The organism is Cetobacterium sp. (assembly GCF_048470075.1).
Classification (GTDB): Bacteria; Fusobacteriota; Fusobacteriia; order Fusobacteriales; family Fusobacteriaceae; genus Cetobacterium_A.
The window spans coordinates 1-1,790 of record NZ_DBGBQB010000213.1; the positions used below are offsets into that span (position 1 = coordinate 1).

The 1,790-nt window shown below is 28.9% G+C and carries 2 protein-coding genes; both read left to right on the top strand.

What is annotated here, in order from left to right; genetic code table 11:
* The first annotated feature begins 8 nt into the window (after positions 1 to 8).
* Entirely contained in the window at positions 9 to 689 is a 681-nt protein-coding gene (locus tag ACMOUI_RS07570) for a pseudouridine synthase (protein ID WP_418965125.1), read from the top strand.
* 51 nt (positions 690 to 740) lie between these two features.
* The gene (locus ACMOUI_RS07575; RefSeq protein WP_418965124.1) at positions 741 to 1,727 is read left to right on the top strand and encodes a tyrosine-type recombinase/integrase; all 987 of its coding nucleotides are present in this window, start codon (positions 741 to 743) and stop codon (positions 1,725 to 1,727) included.
* Positions 1,728 to 1,790: the final 63 nt, after the last annotated feature.

Sequence of the window (1,790 nt, forward strand, 5' to 3'; positions counted from 1 at the left end):
GATTAAAATTGAGATTAGATAAGTTTTTAGTAGAGTGTGGAATAGGGAGCAGAAGCGAAGTGAAAAAACTTATATCTTCTGGTGCTATAACTATAGATGGAAATATTTGTAAGGACAATAATAAAAATATAGATGAGAAAAACAGTGTTGTTGAATACAAAGAAAGAAGAGTTATATATAAGGAGTTCAGATACTATAAGTTATATAAAATAGATGGGTATATAACTGCCACAGAGGATAAAAAAGAAAAAACAGTGATGGAGCTTCTACCTGATTGGGTTAATAAAAAAGATCTTTTCCCAGTTGGAAGGTTGGATAAAGATACAGAGGGTTTATTACTTTTTACAAATGATGGTAAGTTAGCTCATGAAGTTACCTCTCCAAAGAAACATGTGGATAAGATATATAGAGTTTTATTGAAAAATGAGATTGGAGAGGGAGAGATAGAAAAACTTGAAAGTGGAGTGGATATAGGTGGATATATAACTCAACCAGCTAAAGCTGAAGTTATAAATTTAAAAGAAATTCTTCTGAATATAAGAGAGGGGAAGTTTCACCAAGTTAAAAAAATGTTGAAAGCAGTTGGTAATGAGGTTATCTATTTAAAAAGAGAAACTTTTGGAAAACTAACTTTAGATGATATGGCTCCATGTGAAGTTAGAGAGATTGAAAGAGAGGATATAATCTAATTTTATATCTATTTTCCATAAATAAAATGATAGGACTTTTTAGGAGGAACATTGAACGAAATTATTATTAAGGAAAAACATGAGATAAGTACCCAGCGTAGGAAGAGAAAAAGTAAAGAGGAAAAGAAAAGTATATTTGAAATATATAAATCACCAAAAACTATGAAGGATTACTTTTTCTATTTAAAGGATTTTCTGACTTATGTATATGATGGAGATTCTCCCATAGAGGGAGATGAGATAATTGAACTTATGACTGGAATAGAAAAAAGTGATATTGAAGATTATCTATCCCATCTTCTAAATGAGAGAGAGATGAAAAAAACATCTGTAAATAAAGTTATATCATCTTTAAAATCTTTATATAAAGAGTTGGAAAAAAATGGATATAACAATCCTTTTAAATATATTGGTCTTTTTAAAACGGCTAGGAATTTGGATAATATATTAAAGGTATCCTTTGACGATATAAAGGAGATATTAAAAAATTATAAAGTCAATGGAGAAAAAGAGTACCGAAACACTCTTATTCTTCATACACTTTTTTATACTGGAATGAGAAGTCAGGAACTTCTATCCCTACAGTTTAAACATATTTTAAAAAGAAATGGAGAGTACTTCGTAAAATTAGAAAAAACCAAAAGTGGAAGAGAACAGTATAAACCATTGCATAACTTTTTAATAAATAAAATCTCAGATTATAAAAATTACTTAATCAATGTGTATGGAGTGAATGAGGATGAACTAGAGGAGAGATATCTATTTTGTAGTTCCTTTGAAAAAAATAGACCTCTATCATATAGAGCACTTTACAATGTTGTCCAAGAGATGGGGCAAGTTATAAATAAAGAGATTAGTCCACATAATATTCGTCATGCCATTGCAACAGAACTTTCATTAAATGGAGCAGATTTAATAGAGATTAGAGACTTTTTAGGTCACTCAGATACAAAAGTTACTGAGGTTTATATAAATGCCAAATCATTAATTGAAAAAAAGGTGCTTGATAAAATACCTGTGCAATCTATGGACGATTAATTTAAAATCGCATTTAAAATATGTATTACTGTGTCATAAAAATAATTTTAACACAAATAATGG